General features: G+C 74.9%; 18 protein-coding genes and 1 pseudogene. 11 read left to right on the forward strand and 8 right to left on the reverse strand.

Annotated elements, in window-relative coordinates:
- The first annotated feature begins 49 nt into the window (after positions 1-49).
- From hpnE to L3X23_RS10400, 6 genes are all read left to right on the forward strand, one after another.
- A complete protein-coding gene (gene hpnE, locus L3X23_RS10375) occupies positions 50-1,390 on the forward strand; it encodes a hydroxysqualene dehydroxylase HpnE (RefSeq protein WP_237192013.1) in 1,341 nt (446 codons plus the stop codon).
- Positions 1,387-2,463, forward strand: a complete 1,077-nt coding sequence (locus L3X23_RS10380; RefSeq protein WP_237192014.1) for a polyprenyl synthetase family protein — start codon at positions 1,387-1,389, stop codon at positions 2,461-2,463. Before hpnE ends, L3X23_RS10380 begins: the two co-directional genes overlap by 4 nt.
- Positions 2,463-4,385 (forward strand): squalene--hopene cyclase, encoded by a 1,923-nt coding sequence (gene shc, locus L3X23_RS10385; protein WP_237192015.1) that lies wholly within the window; start codon positions 2,463-2,465, stop codon positions 4,383-4,385. Before L3X23_RS10380 ends, shc begins: the two co-directional genes overlap by 1 nt.
- Complete coding sequence (gene ispH, locus L3X23_RS10390) at positions 4,382-5,908, forward strand: 4-hydroxy-3-methylbut-2-enyl diphosphate reductase (protein ID WP_237192016.1); 1,527 nt, start codon at positions 4,382-4,384, stop codon at positions 5,906-5,908. Before shc ends, ispH begins: the two co-directional genes overlap by 4 nt.
- A complete protein-coding gene (gene hpnH / locus L3X23_RS10395; RefSeq protein ID WP_237192017.1) occupies positions 5,908-6,912 on the forward strand; it encodes an adenosyl-hopene transferase HpnH in 1,005 nt (334 codons plus the stop codon). The genes ispH and hpnH overlap by 1 nt, the downstream gene beginning before the upstream one ends.
- A gap of 135 nt (positions 6,913-7,047) precedes the next feature.
- Positions 7,048-7,713, forward strand: coding sequence for a VC0807 family protein (locus tag L3X23_RS10400; protein ID WP_237192018.1), 666 nt, complete (start codon positions 7,048-7,050; stop codon positions 7,711-7,713).
- 38 nt (positions 7,714-7,751) lie between these two features.
- Here the strand turns inward: L3X23_RS10400 and L3X23_RS10405 are convergent, their stop codons facing one another.
- A complete protein-coding gene (locus tag L3X23_RS10405; protein WP_237192019.1) occupies positions 7,752-8,834 on the reverse strand; it encodes a glycosyltransferase in 1,083 nt (360 codons plus the stop codon).
- A gap of 14 nt (positions 8,835-8,848) precedes the next feature.
- Here L3X23_RS10405 and L3X23_RS10410 point away from each other — a divergent pair, with 14 nt between their 5' ends.
- From L3X23_RS10410 to L3X23_RS10420, 3 genes are read left to right on the forward strand one after another with little or no spacing between them, the layout of a single operon-like run.
- On the forward strand, positions 8,849-11,269 hold the full coding sequence (locus tag L3X23_RS10410) for a WS/DGAT domain-containing protein (protein WP_237192020.1): 2,421 nt from the start codon (positions 8,849-8,851) through the stop codon (positions 11,267-11,269).
- Positions 11,270-11,271: 2 nt separating this feature from the next.
- Positions 11,272-12,195 carry a DMT family transporter gene (locus L3X23_RS10415; protein ID WP_237192021.1) on the forward strand — a complete coding sequence of 308 codons (924 nt, stop codon included), beginning with the start codon at positions 11,272-11,274 and terminating at the stop codon, positions 12,193-12,195.
- Complete coding sequence (locus tag L3X23_RS10420) at positions 12,192-12,893, forward strand: SDR family oxidoreductase (RefSeq protein ID WP_237192022.1); 702 nt, start codon at positions 12,192-12,194, stop codon at positions 12,891-12,893. The genes L3X23_RS10415 and L3X23_RS10420 overlap by 4 nt, the downstream gene beginning before the upstream one ends.
- A 47-nt stretch (positions 12,894-12,940) precedes the next feature.
- On the opposite strand, the gene nusB is transcribed toward L3X23_RS10420, so the two are convergent.
- From nusB to L3X23_RS10435, 3 genes are all read right to left on the reverse strand, one after another.
- On the reverse strand, positions 12,941-13,360 hold the full coding sequence (gene nusB / locus L3X23_RS10425; protein ID WP_093078127.1) for a transcription antitermination factor NusB: 420 nt from the start codon (positions 13,358-13,360) through the stop codon (positions 12,941-12,943).
- 1 nt (position 13,361) lies between these two features.
- Positions 13,362-13,925 carry an elongation factor P gene (efp, locus tag L3X23_RS10430; protein ID WP_093078130.1) on the reverse strand — a complete coding sequence of 188 codons (564 nt, stop codon included), beginning with the start codon at positions 13,923-13,925 and terminating at the stop codon, positions 13,362-13,364.
- A gap of 101 nt (positions 13,926-14,026) precedes the next feature.
- Entirely contained in the window at positions 14,027-15,073 is a 1,047-nt protein-coding gene (locus L3X23_RS10435; protein WP_237192023.1) for a Xaa-Pro peptidase family protein, read from the reverse strand.
- Between the two features lie 18 nt (positions 15,074-15,091).
- Here L3X23_RS10435 and L3X23_RS10440 point away from each other — a divergent pair, with 18 nt between their 5' ends.
- Positions 15,092-15,793, forward strand: a complete 702-nt coding sequence (locus L3X23_RS10440) for an MBL fold metallo-hydrolase (protein ID WP_093078136.1) — start codon at positions 15,092-15,094, stop codon at positions 15,791-15,793.
- Between the two features lie 21 nt (positions 15,794-15,814).
- Positions 15,815-16,456: pseudogene (locus tag L3X23_RS10445) on the forward strand (MFS transporter); the annotation flags it as partial.
- Between the two features lie 119 nt (positions 16,457-16,575).
- On the opposite strand, the gene aroQ reads toward L3X23_RS10445, so the two are convergent.
- The 4 genes from aroQ to aroC form a co-directional block, all read right to left on the reverse strand.
- Positions 16,576-17,004 carry a type II 3-dehydroquinate dehydratase gene (gene aroQ, locus L3X23_RS10450; protein ID WP_237192025.1) on the reverse strand — a complete coding sequence of 143 codons (429 nt, stop codon included), beginning with the start codon at positions 17,002-17,004 and terminating at the stop codon, positions 16,576-16,578.
- Positions 17,001-18,092: a 3-dehydroquinate synthase gene (aroB, locus tag L3X23_RS10455; protein ID WP_237192026.1), complete on the reverse strand. Its 1,092-nt coding sequence runs from the start codon at positions 18,090-18,092 to the stop codon at positions 17,001-17,003. The genes aroQ and aroB overlap by 4 nt, the downstream gene beginning before the upstream one ends.
- A gap of 158 nt (positions 18,093-18,250) precedes the next feature.
- The gene (locus L3X23_RS10460) at positions 18,251-18,871 is read right to left on the reverse strand and encodes a shikimate kinase (RefSeq protein WP_237192027.1); all 621 of its coding nucleotides are present in this window, start codon (positions 18,869-18,871) and stop codon (positions 18,251-18,253) included.
- The gene (gene aroC / locus L3X23_RS10465) at positions 18,868-20,073 is read right to left on the reverse strand and encodes a chorismate synthase (protein ID WP_237192028.1); all 1,206 of its coding nucleotides are present in this window, start codon (positions 20,071-20,073) and stop codon (positions 18,868-18,870) included. Before aroC ends, L3X23_RS10460 begins: the two co-directional genes overlap by 4 nt.
- Positions 20,074-20,080 lie beyond the last annotated feature (7 nt).

Genomic DNA, 20,080 nt, shown 5'->3' on the forward strand with positions numbered 1-20,080 from the left:
CCACCCAGTGAGTGGCGATGGTCGCCCTGGCGACTATCGCCACTCACGGGTGGGGGTGGTCGGCGGCGGGCTCGCGGGGCAGGCCGCCGCGCTCGCGCTCGCGGACGCGGGGGCGCACGTCGTGCTGCTCGAGGCCCGGGCCCGGCTCGGCGGGGTCGCCGGGTCCTTCCGCCGCGGCGACCTCGACGTCGACACCGGACAGCACGTCTTCCTGCGGTGTTGCACCGCCTACCGCCGCTTCCTGCACCGGATCGGCGCCGAGCACCTCGTCACGCTGCAGGACCGCCTCGACATCGCCGTCCGCTCGCCGACCCGGAGCGCCCGGCTGCGCCGCAGCTCGCTGCCCGCGCCCCTGCACCTCGCGAACGCGCTGCTGCGGTACGGGCACCTGAGCCCACGCGAGCGCCTCGGGCTGGTCCGCGCCGCCCTCGCGCTGGGGCGCGTCGACCGGGACGACCCGGCCGTGGACGCGGTCTCCTTCGGCGCCTGGCTCGCCGCCCACGGACAGGGCGCGCGGGCCGTCGACGTGCTGTGGGACGTCGTCGGCATCGCCACCCTCAACGCCCGCGCCCAGGACGCCTCGCTGGCCCTCGCCGCCACCGTCTTCCAGCTCGGCCTGCTCGACCGCGCGGACGCGGGGGACATCGGCTGGGCCACCGCCCCGCTCGGCGCCCTGCACGACGACGCCGCACACCGCGCGCTGACCGCGGCCGGCGTCGAGATCCGCCGGTCCACCAAGGTCACGGGGCTCCGCCGCGCGGGCGGGGCCTGGCTGATCGAGACCGGCGCCGGGGAGGAGACCGCGGTGGACCGCGTCGTCGTGGCCGTCCCGCCCGCGGCCGCGGTGCGGATCCTGCCCGCGGGGACGGTGGAGGACGACCTGGGCACCGAGCTGGGTTCGACGCCGATCGTCAACGTCCACGTGGTCTACGACCGGCGGGTCCTCGCGGAACCGTTCGTCGCGGGCGTCGACAGCCCGGTGCAGTGGGTGTTCGACCGGACGGCTCAGTCGGGCGCGGCGGCGGTGTTCGGCCCGGCGGCGCAGTACCTGGCCGTCTCGCTGTCCGCGGCGGACGACCTCCTCCCCCGCACCGCCCAGGAGCTGCGGGAACACTTCGTCCCGGCGCTGGCGGCGCTGCTGCCCGCGGCCCGGGACGCACGGGTGCTGGAGTCCTTCGTGACCCGCGAGCCGCACGCGACCTTCCGCGGCGCCCCGGGCCAGGCGGCGCGGCGCCCCGGGCCCCGCACCGCCCACCCGGGCCTCTACCTGGCGGGCGCGTGGACCGCCACCGGCTGGCCGGCGACCATGGAGGGCGCCGTCCGTTCCGGTGCGCACGCCGCCGAGGCACTCCTGCAGACCGACCGAGTGGACGTGGAGGTTCCCGCATGAGCACCCCCGACACCGTGACCGTGGACGGACCCGGCCTCTGCGACGACCCGTCCCGACCCGGACCGGTCGACGTCCCGGCGCTGCTGGCCCGCTCCCGCGAGACGGTCGGCCCGGCACTGCGCGCGGCGGTGGCCCGGCTGGACGTCTCCAGCCGCGAGCAGGCCGAGTACCACCTGGGCTGGGTCGAGGCCGACGGCTCGCCGGGCCGCGGCGGCGGCAAGGCGGTCCGGCCCGCGCTCGCGCTGCTCTCGGCGGCCGCGGCCGGGGCACCCGCGGAGACCGGGCTGGCGGGCGCCGTGGCCGTCGAGCTGGTGCACAACTTCTCCCTGGTCCACGACGACCTGATGGACGGCGACCGGGAACGCCGCCACCGCCCCACCGTCTGGGCCCGGTGGGGGGCCGCGAGCGCGATCCTGTGCGGCGACGGGCTGCTGGCGCTGGCGACCGAGGTCCTGCTGGAGGACCGCTCCCCGCACGCGGCGGCGGCGGCGCGCCTGGTCGCCGTCACCACCCGGGAGCTGATCCGGGGCCAGGCCGAGGACGTGGCGTTCGAGCGGCGCGCGGACGTCGGCGTGGACGAGTGCCTCACGATGGCCGCGGGCAAGACCGGCTCGCTGCTGGCCACCAGCGCGGCGATCGGGGCGGTGCTGGCGGGCGCCCCGACGGCGGCGGTCCGGGGGCTGTCGGACTACGGGATGGCCGTCGGGATGGCGTTCCAGCTGGTCGACGACCTGCTGGGGATCTGGGGCGACCCCGCGGTGACCGGCAAGCCGGTGCTGTCGGACCTGCGCTCGCGCAAGAAGTCCCTGCCCGTCACCTTCGCGGTGCAGCGCGGGGGCGCGGCGGGCCGCGAGCTCGCCGCGTGGCTCGCGCACACCGGCGAGCAGACAGACGCCGAGCTGCGGGCCGCCGCGGACCTCGTCGAGCGGGGCGGCGGCCGGGAGTGGGCAGGCGCCGAGGCCCGACGCCGGATGGTCGCCGCCGAACGGGCCCTCGCCGGTGCGGGCCTCGCCGCCGGACCGCACGCCGAGCTGCTCGCGCTGGGCCACCACCTGATCGACAGGGAGTTCTGATGACGCTCACCGCACCGGAGAGCCGCACCCCGACCCGCACCGCCACCCGCACCCCGACCCGCACGGCCCGGGAGACGCTCGACGCCGCCGTCGGGTTCCTGCGGTCGATCCAGGACGAGCGCGGCTGGTGGCAGGGCGACCTCGAGACGAACGTGACCATGGACGCCGAGGACCTGCTGATGCGGGAGTTCCTCGGCATCCGCACCGCGGAGGAGACCGCCGAGGCGGCGCGCTGGATCCGCTCCCAGCAGCGCGCGGACGGGACCTGGGCGACCTTCGCGGGCGGTCCCGGGGACCTCTCGACGACGATCGAGGCCTGGGTCGCGCTGCGGTTGGCCGGGGATCCGGCGGACGCCCCCCACCTGCGCCGCGCCGAGGAGTTCGTGCGCGCGGAGGGCGGGATCGAGCGGTCCCGGGTGTTCACCCGGATCTGGCTGGCCCTGTTCGGGCTCTGGTCCTGGGACGACCTGCCGAACATGCCCCCCGAGCTGATCTTCCTGCCGCCGTGGTTCCCGCTCAACGTCTACGACTGGTCCTGCTGGGCCCGCCAGACCGTCGTGCCGCTGACCATCGTCGCCACGCTGAAGCCGGTTCGGCCGCTGCCCTTCGGGGTCGACGCGCTGCGGACGGGCACCGCGCCGGAGCCCTTCGCCAAGCCCTGGACCTGGGCGGGCGCCTTCCAGCGGCTCGACGTGGGGTTGCACGCCTACGCCCGCAAGCCGCTCGGGCCGCTGCGGCGGCTCGCGATGCGCCGCGGCGCCGAGTGGATCCTGGCCCGCCAGGAGGCCGACGGCAGCTGGGGCGGCATCCAGCCGCCGTGGGTGTACTCGCTGATCGCGCTGCACCTGCTCGGCTACCCGCTCGACCACCCCGCGATGAAGGCGGGCATCGCCGGGTTCGACCGGTTCCTCGTGCGCAAGGAGACCCCGGAGGGGACCACCCGCATGCTGGAGGCCTGCCAGTCCCCGGTGTGGGACACCTGCCTGGCGGTGACCGCCCTGCTGGACGCCGGCGTCCCCGCCGACGACCCCGACGTCGTCCGGGCCGCGACCTGGCTGCTCGACGAGGAGGTCCAGGGGGTCCGCGGGGACTGGGCGGTGCGCCGCCCCGACCTGCCGGTCGGCGGGTGGGCCTTCGAGTTCGACAACGACGGCTACCCCGACACCGACGACACCGCCGAGGTCGTGCTGGCGCTGCGCCGGGTCGCGGGGGTGCCCGTCGAGGACGCGGTCGCGCGCGGGATCGCGTGGACGGTCGGCATGCAGTCCGCCGACGGCGGGTGGGGCGCGTTCGACGCGGACAACACCCGCGAGCTCGTCACCAAGCTGCCGTTCTGCGACTTCGGCGCGGTGATCGACCCGCCGTCCGCGGACGTCACGGCGCACGTGGTCGAGATGCTCGCGCACAGCGGCCTGACCGGCACCGAGGCCTGCGACCGGGGGGTCCGTTGGCTGCTCGCCCACCAGGAGCCGGACGGCTCCTGGTTCGGCCGCTGGGGCACCAACTACGTCTACGGGACAGGCGGGGTGGTCCCGGCGCTGGTCGCGGCGGGTGTGTCCCGCCACGACCCGGCGATCCGGCGCGCGGTGCGGTGGCTGGCGCGGATGCAGAACCCCGACGGCGGCTGGGGCGAGGACATCCGCTCCTACGAGGACCCGGCGTGGCGCGGGCGGGGCGAGTCCACGGCGTCCCAGACGGCGTGGGGGCTGCTCGCGCTGGTCGCCGCGGGCGAGGCGCACTCGCCGCAGGCCCGCCGCGCGGTCCGGTTCCTGATGGACACCCAGCTCCCCGACGGCAGCTGGGAGGAGGAGCCGTACACGGGCACCGGCTTCCCCGGCGCCTTCTACATCCGCTACCGGCTCTACCGGATGACCTTCCCGGTCAGCGCGCTCGGCCGCTGGGTGCAGGAGGTGGGCGAATGAGCGCCCCGCTCGGTGCCGTGGGGCTCGCGCCCCCGGTCGTCTGCGCCCCGCTCACGGTCGAGCAGGTGGCGCTGCGCGGCCTCGCCGCGTCCGCGCGGGTGGTGCGGACCGGGTTCGGGCCCGTGCGGTCGGCCGCGGCCGCGCGGTGGATCGGTTCCGCGGGCCCCCGGCCCGTGCTGGTCGCGGGCGTGGCCGGAGCGCTGACCGAGGGTGTCCGGCCGGGCGACCTCGTGGTCGCCTCCGAGATCCACTTCACCGACTTCCGCGCGCCCGTCCCGATCCCCACCGCCGCGGCCCTGGCGGGGGCGCTGCGCCGGGCCGGGCTCACCGTGCACCTGGGGCCGATCGTCTCCTCGCCGACCGTCGTCGACGGCGCCCGACGCGCGGAGCTCGGCCGCGAGGGCCACCTCGCCGTGGACATGGAGTCCGGCTGGCTGGCCGAGGCGGCGGCGGGCGGGCCGTTCGCCGTCGTCCGGGCGATCGTGGACACCCCCGACACCCCCCTGGTCACCCCCGGGACCGTCACCCGCGGCTTCACGGCGCTGCGGGCCCTGCGCCGGGCCGCCCCCGTGCTGGGCGACTGGTTCGCGGCCGTGCGGCCGCGCGAGGTCGTGCTCGCCGAGCCGCGGAGCTTCTGCGCGGGCGTCGAGCGGGCGATCGACATCGTGGACCGCGCGCTCGACCGCTACGGCGCCCCCGTCTACGTGCGCAGGCAGATCGTGCACAACGCCCACGTCGTCCGCAGGCTCACCGAGCGCGGCGCGGTGTTCGTCGAGGAGCTCGACGAGGTGCCCGCCGGGGCGCACGCCGTGCTGGCAGCGCACGGCGTGTCACCCGCGGTCCGGGCGCAGGCCGAAGAGCGGGAGCTCGCCGTCATCGACGCGACGTGCCCGCTGGTGGCGAAGGTGCACGCCGAGGTCAAACGGCACGCGGGCCGCGGCGAGACCGTGCTGCTCATCGGGCACGCCGACCACGAGGAGGTCGAGGGCACGGTGGGCGAGGCGCCCGCGGACGTCGTCGTGGTCGAGGACGAGGCGATGGCGCGCACGCTGACCGTCCCGGACCCGGAGCGCGTCGCCTACGCCATGCAGACCACCCTCGCCGTGGACGAGGCCGAGCGGATCGCCGACGTGCTGCGCGCCCGGTTCCCCGCCATCGGCAGGCCCCGCCGGGACGACATCTGCTACGCCACCACGAACCGCCAGCGCGCCGTCCGCGCGGTGGCCGCCGACGTCGACCTCGTGATCGTCGTCGGCTCGGAGAACTCGTCGAACTCGCGGCGGCTGGCCGAGGTGGCAGGCCGCTCCGGGGTCCCCGCCCACCTCGTCGACGACGTCGGCGAGATCGACCTCGGCTGGCTCCCCGGAGCGGCGCGGGTCGGGGTCAGCGCGGGGGCGTCCGCGCCCCCGGAGCTGGTCGACGAGGTCGTCGCCTTCCTGTCCGCCCTGGGCCCGGCCGCCGTCACCACGCGGACGACCGGCACCGAGGACGTCGTCTTCACGCTTCCCAAGGAGGTCCTCTAGTGGGCATGCCGATGCGCCAGTCCATCCGACTCGGCACGTATCTGATGAAGCAGAAGATCAAGCGCGTGGACAAGTTCCCGCTCCTGGTGGAGCTGGAGCCGCTGTTCGCCTGCAACCTCAAGTGCAACGGCTGCGGGAAGATCCAGCAGCCCGCGCACCTGCTCAAGCAGCGGATGCCGGTCGAGCAGGCCGTGAACGCGATCGTCGAGAGCGGGGCGCCGATGGTGTCCATCGCGGGTGGCGAGCCGCTCATGCACAAGGAGATGGACGTGATCGTCCAGCGGCTGCTGGACCTCAACAAGATCGTCTTCCTGTGCACCAACGCGGTGCTGCTGCCCAAGCACCTGCACCGCTTCACCCCCCACAAGAACTTCGCGTGGATGGTGCACATCGACGGGCTGCGCGAGCGGCACGACGAGTCGGTGAGCAAGGAGGGCGTGTTCGACCAGGCGGTCGAGGCGATCCGGATGGCCAAGGAGGCCGGGTTCCGGGTCAACACCAACACCACGTTCTTCGACACCGACACCCCGCAGGACGTCATCGACGTCCTCGACTACCTCAACGACGAGCTCGGCGTGGACCTGATGCAGATCTCGCCCGGGTACGCCTACGAGAAGGCCCCCGACCAGGAGCACTTCCTGGGCGTGCAGCAGACCCGGGAGCTGTTCAAGAAGGCCTTCGGGGACGGCCGCCGCAAGAAGTGGCGGCTCAACCACTCGCCGGTGTTCCTGGACTTCCTGGAGGGCAAGGTCGACCTGGACTGCACGGCGTGGGCGATCCCGTCGTACTCGCTGCTGGGCTGGCAGAAGCCCTGCTACCTGCTCGACGACGGGCACGTGAAGACCTACCGGGAGCTCGTCGAGGGCACCGACTGGGAGGCCTACGGGCGCGGCAAGGACGAGCGCTGCGCGAACTGCATGGCGCACTGCGGGTACGAGCCGTCCGCGGTGATGGCGACCATGGGGTCGCTGCGGGAGTCCATCCGGGCGGCCGTGAGCGTCTGATGGGGGTAACGGTCCGGGGCGTCACGGCGAGCACACATCGGGCACCGATGCCGTTATCTCCCCGTGACCCGGACCGCTACACTTCCGGCACTGCCACGCCCCCACTGCACAGGACTGAGCCCGATAAGGATGTGCATGCCGGACCACCGCACGCTGATCCACCTCCCGTCGCTCGGGTCACTCGTGCGCCACGCGGGCCGTCCCCTGCTGGAATCCACGCTGATCCCGCTGGTCCTGTTCTGGATCCTGTTCACCCACGCGGGGTTCGACGCCGGGGTCATCGGCGCGCTGTGCTGGTCCGGCCTGGCGATCGGGCGGCGGCTGGTGCTGCGCCGCAAGGTCCCCGCCGTCCTCTGGCTGACGACGACGCTGCTGGTGGTCCGCACCGCCGTCGGGCTGTGGACGCACTCGGCCTTCCTGTACTTCCTGCAGCCCACGGTGCAGAACTTCGTGTTCGCCGGGCTGCTGGTCCTCACCCTCGGGCTGAAGCAGCCGCTGCTCGCCCGGCTGGCGGACGACTTCTGCGCCTTCCCGGACGCGCTCACCGAGCACCCCACGATGAAGAGCTTCTTCCGGAAGGTCTCGCTGCTGTGGGCCGCGGTCTTCCTGGTCAACGGGGTGACCACGCTCGCGGTGCTGGCCACCCAGACGGTCGGGAACTTCCTGATGGTGTCCACGGCGGGCAGCTACTCGCTGGTGGCGGTGGGCATCGGCGTCTCGCTGTGGTGGCTGCACCGCTCCATGAAGGGCGAGGGCTTCACGTTCCGCATGGGCGCCCCGCGCCCGCTGCGCGTGGGCTAGCCCGCTCCACACACGCATTGTGGAGCCACGATGCGGGCTCAGGACAGGCGTGCCGCGAGACCGGTGAGCTCCTCGTCCAGGGTGTGCGCGCTGTAGGCACGAGCCCGCTCCGCCAGGGCCTCGCGCTCCTCGGGATGCGCGTGCAGCCTGCGGATGGTCTCGGTGACGTCCTCGGCGCGCGGGCAGACGACGCCCAACCCGGCGGCCTCGGTCATCCGGGCGCCCGCCACGCCGTGGCCCGGGACCGGCATCGCGAACAGCACCGGGGTGCCGACGGCGAGGGACTCGCTCGCGATCATGCCGCCCGCCGTGGTCAGGACCAGGTCCGCGGCCGTGACCAGCTCCGGGACCCGGTCGGTCCAGCCCAGCGCGGTCGCCCGGTCCCGCAGCCGGCGGCGCAGGCCCTCGTTGCGCCCGCACAGCACCACGATCTCCTCGGCGCCGCCCGCGCGCACCGCGTCGACCACGCCCTCGAGCCCGCCGAACCCCAGCGACCCGCCCGTGACCAGCACCGTGAACGCGGACTCGGGCAGGCCGAGCGCGCGCCGCGCGGCGAGCCGGTCCCCCGGCTGGAACCGCCGGTCGACGGCGGGGGCCGCCACCCGGACGTCCGCCGCCGGTTCGATCCCCTCGGCCTGGGCGCGCGAGGCGGGCAGCAGGGTCCAGGTCTCGTCGACCCCCGCCCAGACCCAGAACGGGTGCACGGCGACGTCCGTGACCACCGCGACCGTGCGGGCCGACAGCCGGTCCCGGGCCCGCAGCCAAGCGAGGCCGCCGGAGATCATCGGGTACGTCGAGACGACGAGGTCCGGGTGCTCGGCGCGCAGCAGCGGGGCCAGCGACCGGCCGAGCCGGGCGGCGGCGACCCGCTTGCAGAGCCGGGCGAAGCGCGGGTGCCGGACCAGCAGGTCGTAGCCCAGGCCGTACAGCGCGGGCGCGACCCGCATGGTGGCGGCGTAGCTCGCCCGCAACAGGCGGTCGCGCAGCGGCCCCGCGGTGCTCTCCACCTCGTGCACCTCGGCGCCGGGCCACCGCTCCCGCATCCGCGCCGCCAGCGCCCGCGCGGCGGCCACGTGCCCCTCCCCGACGGGCGCGCTCAGGACCAGAACCCGACCCTCCACACTGGACATCCTACATGAAGTTACTGCTGGTCACCGGCAGCATGGGCGCCGGGCACCACGCCGCGGCCCGGGCCGTCGACGAGAGCGCGCGGCGGGTCTGGCCCGCCGCCGACGTGACCTGGACCGAGACCCTCGGCGACCGCTCGGGCCCCCTGTTCCGGGCGGTCTACGCGGGCTGCGTCCGGTACCTGCCCTGGCTGTACGAGCTGTACTTCCAGCTGCTGTGGCACGTCCCGTTCTTCCGCGCGGGCACCCGCGCGGTGATCGGCCGGGTGTTCGCACGCAGGCTCGCCCCGGTCCTGGAGTCCGTGCGACCGGACCTCGTGGTCGCCGTGTTCCCGGAGGGGATCACCGGGCTGGCCCGGCTACGCCGCCTCGGTCGCGCCCCCATGACGACGGTCGCCCTGGTCACCGACCCCGCACCGCACCCGTTGTGGGCGTCGGCCGACCTGGACCTGCACCTGGTGAGCACGGCCGAGGGCGCCCGGCTGCTGGACCGCGCCGCCCCGGGCGCACCGGTGCGGGTGGCCGCTCTCCCCGTGGTCGCGGCGTTCGCACCCCCCGCGGGGACGTCGCCTGCGCGGGAGCGGCCCGTCGCGCTGGTCTCCTGCGGGTCGCTGGCCTTCGGGGACGTCGAGGCGATCTGTCGCGGCGCCGTCGACGGGGGCGCGGACGTGCTGGTCAGCGCCGGGCGGGTGGACTCGCTGCGGCGCAGGCTCGCCGGTGTCGCGGGGGTGCGGGCCGTCGACTGGATCGACGACCCGGCGGCGGCCACGCAGGCCTGCGACCTGGTGATCACCAACGGCGGCGGTGCCACCGCGCTCGAGGCGCTCGCCTGCGCGCGCCCGCTCGTCCTGGCCGATCCCCTCCCCGGCCACGGCCGGGCCAACGCCGCCGTGCTGGAGGCCGAGGGCCTCGCCCGGGTCGTCCACGGCCGGGCGGGCGTCGCCGCGGCGGTCCGCGCCCTGGCCGACCCGGAGGAGCACGCCATCGTGGTGAAGACGTTGCGGCGCCGCGCGGAGTCCGACGACCTGGACGCCGATCTCGCCGCCGCCGCCCGAACCCGACCTCGCCCCCCGTCCGGGGTGCTCCGCAGGGGTGGGAAGCTCCTCCCGGCGACCCGGACGGAGCCCGACACGGGCGGGTTCAGCCGGGTCCGAGCCCCGGACGCGCTGTTCCTGCACGCCTCGACGGCCGCGGTCCCGCAGCAGGTCGGGGCCCGGATCACGGTCGCCGGCGCGCCGGCGGACGGCTGGCCGGCCGCCCTCGCGGCCCTGGTCCGGGCGCGGGCGCCGCAGAACACCCTGCTCAACCGGGTCCTGGAGCCCGCGCGACCCGGGCGGCCGCTGCGCTGGCGGCACGTCCCGGCCCCGGACCCGGCGCGGCACGTCCGGCCGACCGTGTGGCGCATCGGCCCGGACTCCGCGGCGGACTTCCCGGACGTCGACGCCGCCACCACCGCCTTCTTCGCCGACGCGCTCGACCCCACGGTGGGGTGGGAGCTGCAGGTGGCGCACGATCCCGCGGCGGGCACCCACCACGTCCTCGCCCGGGTGCACCACGCCCTCGGCGACGGCCTCGCGGTCACCGACGGCCTGATCCGGCTGCTCACCGACGACGGCGCGGGCACACCGGCCGCGCGCCGCTCCGCCGCCACGGACGCGTCCACCCCGTGGACCGCCCGGCTGCGGCACGGGCTCACCGTCGCCCGCGGGATCGCGAGCCTCGCGCTGCAGCGGCCCGCGGGACGATCGCCGCTGGTCGGAACCTCGCAGCCGGCGCCGCGCCGACTGTCGGTGACCCTCGACGGCGCCGAGGTGCGCCGCGCGGCGCGCGGCCGCGGCGTCGGGACGACCGTCGTGGTGCTCGCGGCGCTCGCCCAGACCCTGCACGAGCAGCTCGGCGTGCCCGCCCGCACCCGCGCGATGGTGCCGCTGACCACCCGCACCCGGGCCGCCACGGGGACGCGCGCGGACGGCAACCGCACCGCCGCCGTGGCGCTGGACCTCCCCACCGGGCCGATGTCACCCGCGGACCGGGTCGCCGCCGTCGAGCGGGCGCTGGCCAGAGGGTCCGCCGCCGGGCAGCCGGAGGGGGCCGCCGCCGTGCTGGCCGGGCTGGGTCTGCTGCCCGGGCCGTTGCAGGCCCCGCTCGTCCGCCTCGTCTACGGCAGACGGTTCTTTCACCTGATCGCGTCGGTCATGCCCGGGGCGCGGCGCCCGCTGCACATCCGCGGGGGCCTCATCACCGAGGTGGCACCGGTGCTCCCGCTGGCGGACGGCGTCGGGTTGGCGGTCGGAGCGCTGCACTGGGGGCGCCACACCTGCATCGGGATCACCGTGGACACGGCGGTCGTTCCCGACATCGGGGGAATACCCGCCGGCCTCATCCGGTCGTTGAGGTGTATGCATCCGGGGGGCGTCCACGGGGGGTGAGGATGAACGGCGACCTGTTGATCGCGGTCCCGGCCGCCGTGCTGGGCGCGGCCGGGTTCGGTCTCGCGACGGCCGCGCAGCAACGGGCCACGCACGAGGTCGAGACGGCGGGCACACTCGACCCGCGGCTCCTCACCCGGCTGCTGCGCAGGCCGATGTGGCTGCTCGGCCTGTTCTCGACGATCGTGGCCCTGGTCCTGCAGCTGGTGGCGCTCTCGTTCGGGGCGATCGCGGTCGTGCAGCCGCTGCTGGTCACCGGGGTGGTGTTCGCCGCGGCGTTCTCCTCCCTGATGTCGCGGCGGCGTCCGGACCCGTTGATCCTGCTGGGCGCGCTGCTCTGCGCCGTGGGCATCGCGGCGTTCCTGCTGCTGGCCCGGCCGATCCCCGGCGCCCAGGAGCACATCGACGTCTGGAACGGGCTGCCGCTGGCCATCGCGCTGGCCGCGGCCGTCGTGGGGTGCCTGGTCTACGCGTCGGCGTCCCGGCACCCGTCGCGGGTGCTCGCGCTCGCGCTGGCGACGGGGATCATGTACGGGGTCACGGCGGGGCTGATGAAGGTCCTGACCGGCCAGCTGGCGGTGGGGTTGCTCGAGCCCTTCCACCACGCCACGCTCTACGCCGTCTGCGTGCTGGGGCCGATCGGCTTCCTGCTGTCCCAGAACACCTTCCAGCAGGGCCGCATGGTCTCGCCCGCGGTCGCGGTGATCACGAGCGCCGATCCGGTGGTCGCGGTGCTCATCGGTGTGTACTGGCTGGGCGAGCGGCTCGACTCCTCCCCCGCGCTGCTGGCCGGGCAGTGCCTCGCGGCGGTCGTGGTGATCGCCGGGATCACGTTCATCACCTGGCGCGGCGAGCACCTCCTGCACGAGTTCGACGCCGAGCGCCTCGCCACCGGGCGCGGCGGACACGACCTGGCCCCCGGATGAGGCTCGACGGCAGGCTCGCCCTGGTGACCGGGGCGTCGTCGGGGATCGGGCGGGCCGTGGCGCTGCGGCTGGCGGGGGACGGGGCGCGGCTCGTCGTCACCGGTCGCGACCCGGAGCGGCTGCGCGCGGTGGCCGAGCGCGTCGGCGGGCAGGCGGTGGTCGCCGATCTGGCCGACGGGGTGGAGGCGCTGGTCGCGGCGCTCCCGGGCCCGCCCGCGCTCGTCGTGCACAGCGCCGGGATCGGCCCCGGGCAGACCGCGGACGCCCTGCTGGACGTGAACCTGCGGGCCCCGATCGCGCTCACCCGGGCACTGCTGCCCGGGCTCCGCGCGGAACGCGGGCACCTGGTGTTCGTGGCGTCGATCGCGGCGCTCGGGGTGGCGGGCGAGGCCGTCTACTCCGCGACGAAGGCCGGCCTGCGGGGGTACGCGGACGCCGTGCGGGCGGAGGTCCCCGAGATCGGCGTGACGACGGTGCTGCCGGGGATCGTCGACACCCCGTTCCACGGGGCCGAGCGCAGGCCGTTCCCGCGCCCGGTCTCCCCCGACCACGTGGCCGAGGAGATCCTGCGGGCGGTCCGCCGCGGCAGCCCCGAGGTGATCACCCCGCGCTGGCTCACCCTGGGCGCCAAGGTGCACGGCATGGCCCCGGGGCTCTTCGCCCGAGCCCAGAGCGCCTACGGCACCCGTGCGCGGTAAGTGGTGCCAGAGCACCACTTCCCGCGCACGAGCGGCGGAGCCGCGGATCAGAGGGTCGCGCGCAGCTGCGGGGCGATGTCGGCGATGCGGCCCAGGACGCCGTTGAGGAACCGGGGGCTGTCGTCCGTGGACAGGGTGCGGGAGAGCTCGACCGCCTCGGTGATCGCCACCGGGTCGTCGATCTCGTCCACCCACAGCAGCTCGTAGATGCCGATCCGCAGCAGGGTGCGGTCGACGGCGGGCATCCGGGCGACCGTCCAGCCCTCGGCGTGCTCCGCCAGCAGCTGGTCGATCCGCTCCCTGTGCGCGACGACGCCGCGGACCAGCATCGCCGCGTAGTCCGACACGGGCGGGGCGTCGTCGGTCTCGCGGCGCTGGGTCAGCACCGCGAGCGCGTCGTCCCCCCGCGCCTCGGACTCGAACAGGATGTCGAGGGCGCGTTTGCGGGCCTTGGTGCGAGCCCGCACGTCAGGAGCTGACGCGGCCGAGGTACCGGCCGTCGCGGGTGTCGACCTTGACCTTGGTGCCGGTCTCGAGGAACAGCGGCACCTGGATCTCGGCCCCGGTCTCCAGGGTGGCGGGCTTGGTGCCGCCGGTGGAGCGGTCGCCCTGCAGGCCCGGGTCGGTGTGGCTGATGACCAGCTCGACGGAGGTCGGCAGCTCGATGAACAGCGGCGCCTCCTCGTGGAAGCTGACCTGCGCGACCTGGTTCTCCAGCAGGTAGTTCGCGTTGTCACCGACTGCCGACGCGGGGATGTTGAGCTGGTCGAACGTGTCGCCGTCCATGAACACGAAGTCCTGGCCGTCCTTGTACAGGAAGGTCATGTCGCGACGGTCCACGGTCGCGGTGTCGACCTTGGTGCCGGCGTTGAAGGTCTTGTCGACGACCTTGCCGGTCATCACGTTCTTCAGGGTGGTGCGCACGAAGGCGCCGCCCTTACCGGGCTTGACGTGCTGGAACGCCTGGACGGTCCACAGCTGGCCCTCCAGGTTGAGCACCAGGCCGTTCTTCAGGTCGTTCGTCGTGGCCACGTGCGGGACTCTCCTCGTACTCGGTTCGCCGGGGGACGCGCGCGGGGTCGCTCCCGTGGAACCGGTACGACCGCACACGGCGGATGGCCCCAGCGTACCGGTCAGACCTCGAGCAGCTCCTTCGGGAACCCGGTGAGGGTCTCGCCGTCCACGACGAGGGTGTCCTCGATCCGGACCCCGCCGCGTCCGGGCAGGTAGACGCCCGGTTCGACGGTCACGCACATGCCGGCCTCCAGCACGTCGGCGGACGACGCCGACAGCGCGGGCGCCTCGTGGATCTGCAGCCCGACCCCGTGCCCCAGACCGTGCACGAAGAACTCTCCGCGCCCCGCGGCGACGATGACGTCCCGCGAGGCGGCGTCCACCTCCTTCGTCGCCACCCCGGGCTCGACGGCCGCGCAGCCCGCGGCCTGGGCCGCGTGCACCAGCGCGTACAGCTCCCGCTGCCAGTCCGCCGCCCGCCCGACGACCACGGTGCGCGTCATGTCCGAGTGGTACCCGTCGACGAGCGCGCCGAAGTCCAGCTTGAGCAGGTCGTTCGCGGCGACGGGGGTGTCGGACGGGGCGTGGTGCGGGATCGCGGAGTGCGCGCCCGCGGCGACGATCGAGTCGAAGCCGGGCCCGTCCGCGCCGAGCGTCCGCATCCGGAACTCCAGGTCGAGGGCGATCTCACGCTCGGTGCGGCCCTCCAGGGGGCCGTGCAGGAGGTCGGTCAGGGCCTGGTCGGCGATCGCGCAGGCCCGGCGCAGGGCCGCGATCTCGGTCTCGTCCTTCACCACCCGCAGCTGCGCGACCAGGCCCGGGGCCCGGACCAGCTCCGCGTCCGTGACCGCCGCGAGCGCGGCGTGGCCCTCGACGGTCACGGCGTCGGACTCGAAGCCGATCCGGCCGGTGGCGCGCGCGGCCAGCGCCGCGACCGTCCCGCGTTCGATCAGCGGTTCCAGGTCCGGGACCTCGACGGCGGCGCGTGCGGTGTAGCGGCTGTCCGTGCCGAACAGCGCGCCGTCCCGGGTGAGCAGCAGCGCCCCGTTGGAGCCGGTGAACCCGGTCAGGTAGCGCACGTTGAGCAGGTCGGTGACCAGCAGGCCGTCGAGCCCGGCGGCGTCGAGCAGGGCGCGCAGGGCAACGCGGCGGGCGGCGGTCGTCATGGCGCCTAAGGTAGGCCCATGGGTGCGCTGTACTTCAAGCAGCTGTTGTCCGGCAGGGACTTCGCCGTGGGCGACCGGGTCGCCACACAGATGGTCAACTTCGCGTATCTGATCGGGGACAGCGAGACCCGCGAGGCGGTCGTCGTCGACCCCGCGTACGCGCCCGGCGAGCTGCTGGACGTCCTCGAGGCGGACGGGATGCGCCTCACCGGCGTCCTCGCCACGCACCACCACCCCGACCATGTCGGCGGGTCGATGATGGGCTTCGACCTCGACGGGCTCACCGGGCTGCTCGAGCGCACGCAGGTGCCGGTCCACGTGCAGGCCGCCGAGGCGGACTGGGTCACCAAGGTCACCGGCGTCACCGACCTGGTTCCCCACGGCAACGACGAGGTGGTGACGGTCGGCGACATCCCCATCCGGCTGCTGCACACCCCCGGCCACACGCCCGGCAGCCAGTGCTTCCTGGTCGACGGGAAGCTCGTCGCGGGCGACACGCTGTTCCTGCAGGGCTGCGGGCGCACGGACTTCCCGGGCGGGGACGTCGAGGCGATGTACCGCAGCCTGCAGCGGCTCGGGGCGCTCGCGGGCAACCCCATCGTCTACCCCGGGCACCTGTACTCCGAGGACCCGTCCGCCCCGCTGCTCGACGTGCGCCGCACCAACGTCGTCTTCCGGCCCCGGTCGGCCGAGGAGTTCGTCCTCGCGTTCGGGAACTGATGTCGCTTCCTCGGCAACCGGTTCTCCGCCCGGTGGATGCTGGTCGCGTTGGCGCTGATCTGGTCGGCCGCGCAGCTGCCGATCCTCGTGCCCGCGGCCGGGTTCGCCGTCCTGCTGGTCACCCGGATCCTGCTCGGTGCGGGTGAGGGGCCGGGTGTCCCGCTCGGCATGCACGTCGCGTTCACCTGGGTCGACGAGCGCAAGCGGGGCGTCACCGCCGCGCTGCTGACCGTCGGGTCCGGGCTCGGCGTGATCCTCGGCGCGCCGCTGCTGAACGCGGCGATGAACGCCTGGGGCCGGCGCGCCGCCTTCGGGATCCTCGGCGGGATCGGGTTGCTGTGGTGCGTCGCCTGGCCGGCGATCGGCGGCGACGGACCGCACGCGGTGACCTCCCCCGCCGCCCCGGTCACGCAACCCCGGGTCCCGTACCGACGCCTTCTGACGTCCGGGACCTGGCTCGGCACCGTGCTCTCCGGGTTCACCGTCTACTGGGGGCTGGCGCTCGCGATCGCGTTCCTGCAGCTCTACCTGGCGGCGGTCGGGTTCGGCGGCGGGCTCTCCCAGCGGCTGCTGCGCCGCGGGGTGTCGCGGCACCTCGACGGCGCGGCCGAACCCCTCCAGCGGCGTGGCGGCCGCGTCGACCAGACATCGCGAGCCTGCTGATGGTGGTGGGCGGGCTGGTCACCATGCTGGTGGTCCGCCCGGACCGTGACGCCGAACGCCACGGCCTGCGCCCGCCGTCACCCGTGGCGGTCGCGACGACCTGAACCCACCCGCCGGGGCTACCGCTGGGCGAGGTAGCGCAGCGCGAGGACGTAGCCCTGCACACCCAGCCCGACGATCGTCCCGGTGGCGACCGCACTGACGTAGCTGTGGTGCCGGAACTCCTCGCGCTGGTGCACGTTGCTGATGTGCACCTCGACGAGCCCGCCGGTGAGCATGGCGCAGGCGTCCCGCACCGCGACGCTGGTGTGGGTCCACGCCGCCGGGTTGAGCACGACCGGGGTGCCCGCGTCCGCGGCCTCGTGGAGCCAGCCGAGCAGCTCGCCCTCGGTGTTGGTCTGCCGGACCTCCACCTCGAGGCCGAGCTCGGTGCCCGTCTGGACGCAGAGCTTCTCCAGGTCCGCGTACGTGGTGTGCCCGTAGATGCCGGGCTCGCGCAGGCCGAGCCGGTTCAGGTTGGGGCCGTTGAGGACGAGCACGCGCGTCATGCGGACACCGTCGCATAGGCCTGCTCGAGCAGCTCCGGGGCCGGGCCCTCCAGGCGTCCGGGCTTCGCGAGCCCGTCGAGCACCACGAACCGCAGGGTGCCCGCGCGGGACTTCTTGTCGCCCCGCATCGTCTCGACGAGCTCGGGCAGCACACCCGCCTCGTACGTCGTGGGCAGGCCGATCGAGGTGAGGATGGCGCGGTGCCGGTCGGTGGTGGCGTCGTCCAGGCGCCCCGCCGCGCGCGACAGCTCGGCGGCGAACACCAGCCCGACGCTCACCGCCGCCCCGTGCCGCCACCGGTACTCCTCGCGGCGCTCGATCGCGTGGCCCAGCGTGTGGCCGTAGTTGAGGATCTCCCGCAGGTGGGACTCGCGCAGGTCCGCCCCGACGACGTCCGCCTTCACCTGGATCGCCCGCGTGACCAGCTCCGGCAGGACGTCCCCCGTGGGGTCGAGCGCCCGCTGCGGGTCCTGCTCCACGAGGTCGAGGATCACCGGGTCCGCGATGAACCCGGCCTTCACGACCTCGGCCATCCCGGCCGCCAGCTCGTCCGCGGGCAGCGTGTCCAGGGTCGCCAGGTCGACGAGCACCGCGCCGGGCTCGTAGAACGAGCCGACCAGGTTCTTGCCGGCCGCGGTGTTGATGCCGGTCTTGCCGCCGACGGCCGCGTCGACCATCGCGAGCAGGGTGGTCGGGACGTGCACGACCTTGACCCCGCGCATCCAGGTCGCCGCGACGAACCCGGCCAGGTCGGTCGCCGCGCCCCCGCCGAACCCGACGACGACGTCCTGCCGGGTCAGCCCGATCTGCCCGCAGACCTCCCAGCAGAACCCCGCGACGGCGAGCGACTTGCCCTCCTCGGCGTCCGGGATCTCGACGCGGTGGGCGTCCAGCCCCGCGGACTCCAGCTCCTGGCGGACCGCCTCGGCCGCCTCGGCCAGGGCGGGCTGGTGCACGAGCAGCGCCTTCGCGGCCCCGAGCCCCTCGACGGTGCCCGCCAGCCCGGCGCGCACCCCCCGCCCGACGACGACCTCGTACGGGTTCTCGGCCGCGACACGGATGCTGGTGGGGGCGGGAGGAGCCGACATGCGACGACCCTAACCGGCGGCCCCGCCGAGCCCCGGCCCGCCCGGTCCCGACCGGTCCCGACCGGTCCCGGTCCGACCGGCCGCCGGGCACGCCGTTGCGCTCGCTCGCGGCGCGGGGCTCGCGGTCCGGGCTCGCGGTCCGGGCTCGCGGTCCGGGGTCAGTCCGTGGGTCGGCCGAGGACGGGGTCCGGCAGCGGGGCCGCCTCGCTCGGGGTGATCTGGTCGTTCGGGTCCGCGTCCGCGGACCCGCCCGCCTGCTGTTCCACCGTCTCCAGGCCCAGCCCGGCCAGGACCGCCGCCGCGACCTGGTTGGCGCTGCGCCTGGCCGTGTCGACCTGGATCGTCGCGACCTGCGCGTACAGCGGCGCACGGGCCTCGAGCAGCGTCCGGAAGGTGGCGCGGGGGTTGACCCCGGCGAGCAGCGGCCGCGCGGTGGACATGCCCGTGCGACGGATCCCGTCCGCCAGACTGACCTGCAGGGACACCACCCGGTGCGCCGCGAGGAGCGCGCGGGTCTCCGCGGCCAGCACGGAACCGCCGCCGAGCGCGAGGACACCGCACTCCGTATCGAGCAGCTCCGCCACCACCTCCCGCTCGACGGCCCGGAACGCGGGCTCCCCCTGCGTGGTGAACATGTCCGCGATCGTGGTGCCGACCCGCTCCTCGACGACCGTGTCGACGTCGGTGAAGGTCACCGCGAGCCGCCGGGCCAGCACCTTGCCGACCGTGCTCTTGCCCGAGCCGGGCGGACCGACCAGCACCAGCAGCGGGCGGCTCACCGGGGGTCCTGCGGCCCGTGGTGGAACCGGCGTGCGACGTCCTCGCGGTACGCGGCGACGTTCCGCCGGGTCTCGGCCAGCGAGTCGCCGCCGAACTTCTCGAGCGCCGCCTCCGCCAGCACGAGCGCCACCATGGACTCGGCGACCACGCCGGCCCGGGGGACGGCGCAGGCGTCCGACCGCTGGTGGATCGCGGTGGCCTCCTCCCCCGTCGCCGTGTCGATGGTGCGCAGCGCGCGCGGGACCGTGGAGATCGGCTTCATCGCGACCCGCACCCGCACCGGCTCGCCGTTGGTCATGCCGCCCTCGATGCCCCCGGCGCGGTTGGAGAGCCGCTTCACCGGGTCGCCCGGGACCATCTCGTCGTGCGCCTCGCTGCCGCGGCGGTGCGCGGTCCGGAACCCGTCTCCGATCTCGACGCCCTTCATGGCCTGGATGCCCATCAGCGCGCCGGCGAGTTTGGCGTCGAGCCTGCGGTCGGACTGGACGTAGGAACCCACGCCCACCGGCATGCCGTAGGCCAGCACCTCGATCACGCCGCCCAGGGTGTCCCCCGCCTCGTGCGCCGCGTCGATCTCGGCGATCATCCGGGCGGCGGTGTCCTCGCCCAGCGCACGCACGGGGCTGGCGTCGACCCGGTCCAGGTCCGCCGGGCCCGGCACCGGGTCGCCCTCCGGGGCGTCCACCGCGCCGATCGCCACCACGTGCGAGACGACGTCGACGTCGAACGCCTGCTTGAGGAAGGCCTTCGCGACCGTCCCCATCACGACCTTCGCCGCGGTCTCCCGCGCGCTCGCCCGCTCCAGCACCGGACGGGCCTCGTCGAAGCCGAACTTCGTCATGCCCGCGAGATCGGCGTGGCCGGGCCGCGGACGGGTGAGCGGCGCGTTGCGCGCCCGGTTCGCGATCAGCTCCGGGTCCACCGGGTCGGCCGCCATCACGGTCTCCCACTTGGGCCACTCCGTGTTGCCGATCCGCACGGCGACCGGGCCGCCCTGGGTCACCCCGTGTCGCAGACCGCCGATCACCTCCAGCTCGTCCGCCTCGAAGGCCATCCGGGGGCTGCGGCCGTGACCGAGCTTGCGGCGGGCCAGCTCGGCCTGCAGCTCCTTCGTGGTGACCTCGACGCCGGCCACCATGCCCTCCAGGACGGCGACCAGGGCCGGGCCGTGCGACTCGCCTGCGGTGATCCAACGCAACACCCCGCGA

It is taken from the genome of Pseudonocardia sp. WMMC193 (assembly GCF_021728735.1).
Taxonomy (GTDB): domain Bacteria; phylum Actinomycetota; class Actinomycetes; order Mycobacteriales; family Pseudonocardiaceae; genus Pseudonocardia; species Pseudonocardia oroxyli.